The organism is Stenotrophomonas sp. 05L44_2, from assembly GCF_056665995.1.
Map to the genome: position 1 here is coordinate 1 of NZ_JBFTNR010000132.1, position 7,278 is coordinate 7,278.

At 67.3% G+C, this 7,278-nt stretch carries 7 protein-coding genes; 1 reads left to right on the forward strand and 6 read right to left on the reverse strand.

Annotated features, from left to right (window positions below; all coding sequences use genetic code 11):
• The coding region (gene rdgC, locus AC1VAN_RS06595) for a recombination-associated protein RdgC (RefSeq protein ID WP_480985502.1) at nucleotides 1-576 on the reverse strand (576 nt) is incomplete at its 3' end.
• Nucleotides 577-612: 36 nt separating this feature from the next.
• Complete coding sequence (ttcA, locus tag AC1VAN_RS06600; RefSeq protein ID WP_032978410.1) at nucleotides 613-1,509, reverse strand: tRNA 2-thiocytidine(32) synthetase TtcA; 897 nt, start codon at nucleotides 1,507-1,509, stop codon at nucleotides 613-615.
• A gap of 90 nt (nucleotides 1,510-1,599) precedes the next feature.
• Here ttcA and AC1VAN_RS06605 point away from each other — a divergent pair, with 90 nt between their 5' ends.
• Entirely contained in the window at nucleotides 1,600-1,803 is a 204-nt protein-coding gene (locus tag AC1VAN_RS06605) for a YdcH family protein (RefSeq protein WP_032978412.1), read from the forward strand.
• A 109-nt stretch (nucleotides 1,804-1,912) separates the two neighbouring features.
• Here AC1VAN_RS06605 and AC1VAN_RS06610 read toward each other — a convergent pair whose 3' ends face one another.
• From AC1VAN_RS06610 to AC1VAN_RS06625, 4 genes are all read right to left on the reverse strand, one after another.
• Nucleotides 1,913-2,263 carry a hypothetical protein gene (locus tag AC1VAN_RS06610; protein ID WP_032978415.1) on the reverse strand — a complete coding sequence of 117 codons (351 nt, stop codon included), beginning with the start codon at nucleotides 2,261-2,263 and terminating at the stop codon, nucleotides 1,913-1,915.
• Nucleotides 2,260-4,896: a glycerol-3-phosphate 1-O-acyltransferase PlsB gene (gene plsB, locus AC1VAN_RS06615; RefSeq protein ID WP_025875424.1), complete on the reverse strand. Its 2,637-nt coding sequence runs from the start codon at nucleotides 4,894-4,896 to the stop codon at nucleotides 2,260-2,262. The genes AC1VAN_RS06610 and plsB overlap by 4 nt, the downstream gene beginning before the upstream one ends.
• Nucleotides 4,896-5,849, reverse strand: coding sequence for a hypothetical protein (locus AC1VAN_RS06620; protein ID WP_025875426.1), 954 nt, complete (start codon nucleotides 5,847-5,849; stop codon nucleotides 4,896-4,898). Before AC1VAN_RS06620 ends, plsB begins: the two co-directional genes overlap by 1 nt.
• A 316-nt stretch (nucleotides 5,850-6,165) precedes the next feature.
• On the reverse strand, nucleotides 6,166-6,990 hold the full coding sequence (locus tag AC1VAN_RS06625) for a S1 family peptidase (protein WP_032978418.1): 825 nt from the start codon (nucleotides 6,988-6,990) through the stop codon (nucleotides 6,166-6,168).
• Nucleotides 6,991-7,278: the final 288 nt, after the last annotated feature.

A 7,278-nucleotide genomic window follows, 5' to 3' on the forward strand; every position in this document is an offset into this window, starting at 1 on the left:
CTCCTCGCCCAGGCTGAAGCCGGTGGGCAGGGGCTCGCCGGCGATCCAGCCGGTCAGGATCGAACGCGGCGCGACTTCGGCGTTCAGCGGCATCGCCGGGAAGCTGCCAAGCAGGCCGCGGATGTCGGACATGAAGTATTCGCCGGTCTTGCGGCTGGAGGTGTCCACCGCCACATAGCCGTGCAGCTGGTCGATGAAGGCATCGTTGCGCGAGGACTTCACGAAGGCGCGCGGCAGCAGTTCATGCAGCAGGTCGTCCTTCATGCGCTTGCGCTCGCGGCCACCGGGGCGGCGGCCTTCCTTCTCTTCGATCTCCTCCAGCTTGCGCTCGAGCAGGTCGTTGACCACCGCGCCCGGCAGGATCTTGTCCTCGCCACCGACGGTCAGCCACAGGTGTTCGGCAATGCGGTGCGAGAGCACTTCCTTCTCTTCGCGGCCGAATGGCGAGATGAAACCACGCGAGTTCATTTCCAGTGCGCCCACCGGCTTGAGCAGGGCGTGCGGCAGCAGGGTATCGACTTCGGAAAAATCAGTGGCAGTCGGGAAGCGGAAGAACGTCAGGTTGCGAAAGAACATGGAATTCCGGTGTCTGAAGAAGAAGGGCGCCCGACCTTAAACGGCAGGCGTCTCGGGAACTGCGTCGGCCGGCCAGGCATCGGCATGCGCCGCATCGCCACGGCGGCCCAGGGACATGAAATCGAACAGGGCGGCATCGGCCAGCTGCGCAGGTCGCACGTCGGCCATTGCACGTGCAATCTGTTCAATGCGCCCCGGATGGTCCTGGTCCCACTGCTTGAGCATCAGGCCGACCTGCCGACGCTGCAGGTTTTCCTGGCTGCCACACAGGGTGCAGGGAATGATCGGGAAACGGCGCGCCTGCGCGTACTGCGCGATGTCGTGCTCGCGCACGTACGCCAGCGGGCGGATCACCACGTGCTGGCCATCGTCGCTGAGCAGCTTCGGTGGCATGGCGGCCAGCTTGGCGTGGTGGAACAGGTTCAGGAAGAACGTGGCCACCACATCATCGCAATGGTGGCCCAGTGCGATCTTGCTGAAGCCATGCGCCTTGGCGTGGTTGTACAGGGCGCCACGGCGCAGGCGCGAGCACAGCGAACACATCGTGCGGCCTTCCGGGATGACCCGGCTGACCACTGAATACGTGTCCTGCTCGATGATCTGGTACGGCACGCCCAGCCCGGCCAGGTACTCCGGCAGGACGTGCGCGGGGAAACCCGGCTGTTTCTGGTCCAGGTTCACCGCCACCAGTTCGAACGGCACCGGCGCCTTTTTCTGCAGCTGCAGCAGCAGGTCCAGCAGGGTGTAGCTGTCCTTGCCGCCGGACAGGCAGACCATGACCTTGTCGCCCGCTTCGATCATGCCGAAGTCGGCGATGGCCTGGCCGACCTGGCGGCGCAGGCGCTTGCCCAGCTTGTCCGCCCCGAGCCCGTCCACGCGCGGATCGCGCGGAACGCGCTGCGGGGGATCGGGCAGGGAGATCACGGCGGACATGGCGCCATTCTACCGGCTTGTGGCAGCCCGGACCCGGGGTCGGGATTCCCCTCTCCCGGCAGTCATCGTCGCTGTGTATGCTCGGAGACCGTGGACACCTACAACCCCGCCGAAATCGTCGAACACCTCGTCGCCCTGCGCGCCGAGCACCGGTCGCTGGATGAACAGATCGCGCGCATGGCCGCCAACGGCGAAGATGAGCTGGAGTTCAAGCGCCTGAAGCGGCGCAAGCTGCAGCTGAAGGACTGCATCACCAAGCTGGAAAGCCTGCAGATTCCGGACGAACCGGCGTAACCGGTGGCCCATCCACGCATGGCGTGGATCTACTGGCCTACGCCGCCCCGAACGCCGATGGCACAGCGGCAGCCTATGGATCCACGCCATGCGTGGATGGGGCCCTGCATCAACGCGGCAGCGCCAGCTCCGCACTCCAGGCCGCCTCACCGTCCACGGTCAGGTCGCAGCGGCGCACGTTGTCGGCACCGGAACAGCGCAGACCCAGCGGGTGCCCGTACCAGTCACCGGCAAGACCCTGGCGAGCGGCGGATTCATCACCGCTGATGCGCACCTCGCCGGCCAACCACAAGCGGTAGCGCACCGGTTGCCCGGCCTCGATACACAGGCGCACCGGCGCATCGGCCAGGCGCCCGGGCAGGTTGTCGTCCACGCAGGCTTCTGCAGCCTGCGCCGAAGTAGCCGCAAGGCCTCCGGCCGCGATCAACGCGGCCAGGCCCGACAGGCGCCGCAGGTTCAATCCTGCGGTGCCGGTTCGTCCGGGCGCGCCGCTTCCGGGCTGACCCGTTCGATGGTGTGGCGCAGTTCGCGGCCGAGGATGAACTTGGCATCCTTGGCCCAGGCGTCCAGGCGCTCGTCGAACAGCAGCTTGCTGTTCTCGTCCGGCCACACCAGGCGCAGCTCGCGCAGCTTCTGGATGAAGCCGCGGAACAGCGACTTGTCGAAGAACTCCGGCGCGGCCGGTGCATAGAGCAGGCTCAGGCGCTGTGCGGCCTGCTGGCACAGGCTTTCCAGCTCGGCGGCGCCGAGCGTGCCCGGGCCGTTCTTCACCAGCACCGAAATGGCGATGTAGTAGCGCTCGAATGCCTGCTGCAGCGAGTGACCGATCGCGCGCAGGCGGAACACTTCGTCGGTCTGCCCGGTGTTGCGGGCAAGGATGCCGCCGTCGTCTTCGTTGACGTTCTGCAGCAGGCCCTCACGCACGAACACGTCGATGGTCTGGTCGATGCGCTGGGCGAACTCGTCCTCGGTCCACGGCAGGAACAGTTCGGCCTGCAGGAACGGGTACACCGTGCGGCCCAGCTGCACCAGGCCGGTGCGGCTCATGCGGCGGTTGTTCTGGAAGCAGCAGGCCACCCACGACGATGCGGTGAACAGGTGCACCACGTTGTTGCGGAAGTAGCTCAGCAACACCGCGGTATCACCGCTGACGCTGAGCACGTCGCCCAGCGGGTGCTTGATGCGGGTGAGGACGTTGATTTCTTCGGCGTGGGCGATGATCCGCTCCGGCGAGTGCGGGGTCACCGTCACCCGGCCCGAATACGGCATCTCCACCAGCAGGGTCTTGCACAGCTCGATCTGCGCGATCAGGTCGGCCTCGCCCATCGCATGCTTGGGCGTGGACAGCAGCGCCAGCGCCAGCAGGTTGATCGGATTGACGTCGGCCGCGCCGTTGATGCGCACCTGGATGCGCTCGGCCAGGGTATCGACGGTGGTCGACAGCCACGAGGGCTTCTCGTCCTCGGACACCGCCTCGCCACCCCACTCCGGAGCCTTCTCGGCCAGCACATCGTTCAGCGCGATGGGTTCGCCGAAGTTCACCACCACCTGGCCGTAGTTCTGCTTRAGCACCTTGGGGATGCCCCACAGCAGCTGCCAGATCGATTCCTTCTCCTTGGGCCGCCCGGACAGTTCATCCAGGTAGCTGCCGCCTTCCATCAGCTTCTCGTAGCCGATGTAGATGGGCTGGAACAGCACCGGCTTGCGCGGCTGGCGCAGGAACGCACGCAGGGTCATCGAGATCATGCCGCCCTTGGGCTGCAGCAACCGGCCGGTACGCGAGCGCCCGCCCTCGACGAAGTACTCGATGGAATAGCCACCGGCGACCAGCTGCGCCACGTACTCGCTCAGCACCGCCGAATACAGCGCGTTGCCGCGGATCGAGCGACGGATGAAGAACGCACCGCCCTTGCGCAGCAGGGTGCCCACCACCGGCAGGTTCAGGTTGATGCCGGCCACGATGTGCGGCGGCACGATGCCGCGGTCGTACAGCAGGTAGGACAGCAGCAGGTAGTCCATGTGGCTGCGGTGGCTGGGCACGTAGACCACTTCGTGGCCCGGCGCTGCGGCCTTGAACTTGTCCAGGTGGTGCACCAGCACGCCGGCGTAGATGCGGTTCCACACATGGCTGAGCATGAAGCTGGCCGAGCGCACCACCGGGCTGGAATAGTCCGCGGCGATTTCCCAGGCGTAGGCGTGCGCCTTCTTCCAGGCATCGCTGGTTTTGCTGTTGTCGCGCTTGGCCTGCGAGGCGATCGCCTCGCGCACCGTCTCGGCGGCCAGCACCTGGTCCACCAGCAGGCGCCGGGTCGACAGGTCAGGACCGATCACCGACTCGCGGATGCGGCGGAAATGGGTACGCAGCACGCGCTGCAGCTTGCGCACCGTACGCTCGGGCTCCAGGCCCTCGTCGACCGTGCTGCGCAGCGAGATCGGCGGTGCGAAGCGGACGATGGTGTTGCGGCCGTTCAGCAGCAGGCCGAGCAGGCGGCGGAAGCGGCCGACCAGCGCCCAGTTTTCCGAGAACAGCACGGCGAACCAGCCGCTCTGCTTGTCCGGGGCGCGGCCGACGAAGATCGACACCGGCACCAAGTGCACATCCAGGTCGTCGCGCACGCGATGGGCCTGCAGGACCTTGGCCAGCGAATCGGAATGGGTCTTGGCGCCGCGCTGCTCGGGAATCAGCGAGTTGCTCGAACTGCGCCGCGACAGGGCCAGGTAGGCGCGCTTGCGGCCGGTGGGGTCACCGGCCAACGGTACCAGCGGCGAGGGCAGGCCAGCCTGGCGGCAGGCCTTGTCCAGGATCAGCGCGTTGGACAGGCCGTAGTCTTCCAGCACGTACATGACCGGGCGGCCATCGTTGTACTGGCCCGGGTCTTCCGGCTCGATCTTCAGCGACAGCCAGGGTTCCACCAGGCGCCCGAGCAGRCGCGCCCACAGCGGGCGGCGGCCGGCAGGACGCGCGTGCACAGGCGTCGCCGCCGGCGGCGTGCCGGCGTCGGTCGAGGGGGACGCCGGCGCCGTGTCGGCGGGCGTCGGCTGGGATTCTTCGCCGGGGAACGGCAGCGGGTTCTGTTTCGACATCGACGTCATTATGGCTTAGCCGATGGCGTTGCCGCTTCCCCATCGGTTGTCGGGGCGGGCACAGGGTCCGGAGCGGCGGCGGCGCGCGCCGCATCGGCCTGCCGCAACAGGGCATCGGTATCGGCCAGGGTACGGGTCAGGTACCAGTGACCCTCGCGCCGGCTCAGCGGCACCTGCACGGTCATCGCGCGGCCGGCGAGCTCGTACTGCAGGCGCACCAGGGCATTGTCGCCCTCCACCGACAGCAGCTCACCGCGCACGCTGCGCAGCGCCTCGTCCACACCCAGGCCATAGCTGGCCAGCACCGCCTTCAGCGTGTGGATGAACGGCGCCAGCTGCTGCAGGCTGCCTTCCATGCCTGCGGCCTGCAGACCGGCATCGTCCTGGAAACCCACCTGGGCGGCGGCGCCGACGAGGGCGGCGATGCTGCTGCGGGCTCTGGCGCGGTCGCTGATCGGGGCATCCTGCGCCCAGGCGGCCAGGGTCTGCACCAGCTGGATGTAGTGCGCCTGCTGGCCGGGCGTATAGCCCTTCTGGTGCCGCAGGTACTGCACACCGAAGTTGCCCATCGACTGCGCGGCCTGGCGCACGGCACGGGCCTGGCCGGCCAGCTGGCGATCGAAACTGCGCTGCAGCTGCACGCTGGCGCCGGGCTCACGCAGCGCCGCCAGCATCGGCAGCAGCTGGTCGCCCAGCGGCAGTCCGGTCAGCGGCCACTGGCTGTGGCCGTCGGCCCAGGCCTGCTGCAGGCGCTGGTACTGGCTGGGGGGCACCGACAGCTTTGCATAGCCGACCAGGTCGTCCTCGGCCAGCCGTTGCGCCATCGCCTGTACCGCAGCGACAGGTTCAGCCGGCGCGGCGGCCGGATCACTGCCGGATTCACGGCACGCGGCGATGGCCAGCAGCAGCATGGCCGCCAGCCCCCATCCCCGCGCAGACCTTCCTCGCATTACCACGCTCATGCAATCGGACTCCCCGGACCGGTCCGCATCTTGCGGCCTGCGACGTGACAGCGGCAAGCCGGGGCGTCACGGTTTCTGCCATGGCGCGCACTGCGCGGTGGATCCACGCCCCGCGCCGATGGGCCCTTGCCGCACCCGGCGGATAAAAAAAGAGCCCGGACCACAGGGATCGCAGGCTCTTCAAACCGGCGCAAGGCCGGTGGACAGTGTTGTGGCGCATGTCCGGCCCGAAGACCGGATGGCGGCGATCCTACGCTGCCCGCAAAGTTAACGCAACACATGATGAWATGTCATTCAACCCATTGATTTTACTGGATCAATCGCGTTGCCAGACTGCTTCAATGAAATCTACGGCATGTTTTTCGGCGATTCGGGCATAAACGCCGGGGTAGCCGGCCAACGCGCAGCCTTCGCCCCAGCTGACAACACCGAACTGGGTCCAGCCCTCGCGCAGGCGCAGCAGCAGCGGACCACCGGAGTCACCCTGGCAGCTGTCGATCCCTTCGCGGCCGGCGCAGATGACCTTGCCGCGTGCGAGCTCGCCTCCGTAGGCCTGCTGGCATTCGGCGAAGGGCACGAACGGGGTCTGCACCGTCTGCAGCTGGGTGGGATAGAGCCGTTCTTCACTGATGTCGGTGTCGCCCCAGCCGATCACCGTGAACTCCCGGCCTGGCTTGAGATAGCTGGCATCGGGCCGCAACCGCAGCGTGACCGGCTGCGCATCGGCCAACGGTGCGCTGAGCTGGATCAGGGCAACATCATGTTCCAGCGTGTTGCCGCTGTTGAACGCCGGGTGCACGTGGATGGCCTTGACGTTGGATGCATGCGCGGACGGTTCGGTGGACAGCCTGGTGACATTGCCCAGTACCGCGATCGAGGCGGGCGAATTGCCCTGCACGCAGTGCGCGGCGGTCAGCACCCAGGACGGTGAGATGAGCGTGCCGCCGCAGAAGTGCCGGGTGTGGTCGGTGTCGCCGTAGGAGATGCCCTGCAGGCTGACCATGAACGGGTAGTCGCCCGGCTTGGCATCCTCGCCGCCGATGATGCGCGGTGCTTCGCGGGGTTGGGGTGCAGCCGTGGCGGGAAAGACGATGGCCGCCGCCAACAGGCCGCCGAACAACAAAGAGGTGCTGCGATACATATCCGTGTATTCCTCTGTCGATGGTTGGTACCGGCACGGCCGCGGTCCGTGCTGGTGCATCGATTGATAGAGGGCGCTCCACGCTTACAGCGCGATGCGGCGCACAGTTTTCCCGGCTGGGGTCGGGTGCGTCAGGGCAACAGGCACAAATGCGAACGCCATCCCGCATTCGACGGGATGGCGTTCGTGGTGCCGGCGTGACCGCCGTCGGGGCGGGGCTCAGCGCGCGGCCAAAGCCGTCGCGATTTCCTGCTGGATCGCCCGTGCTGCAGCCTGCGGATCGGACGC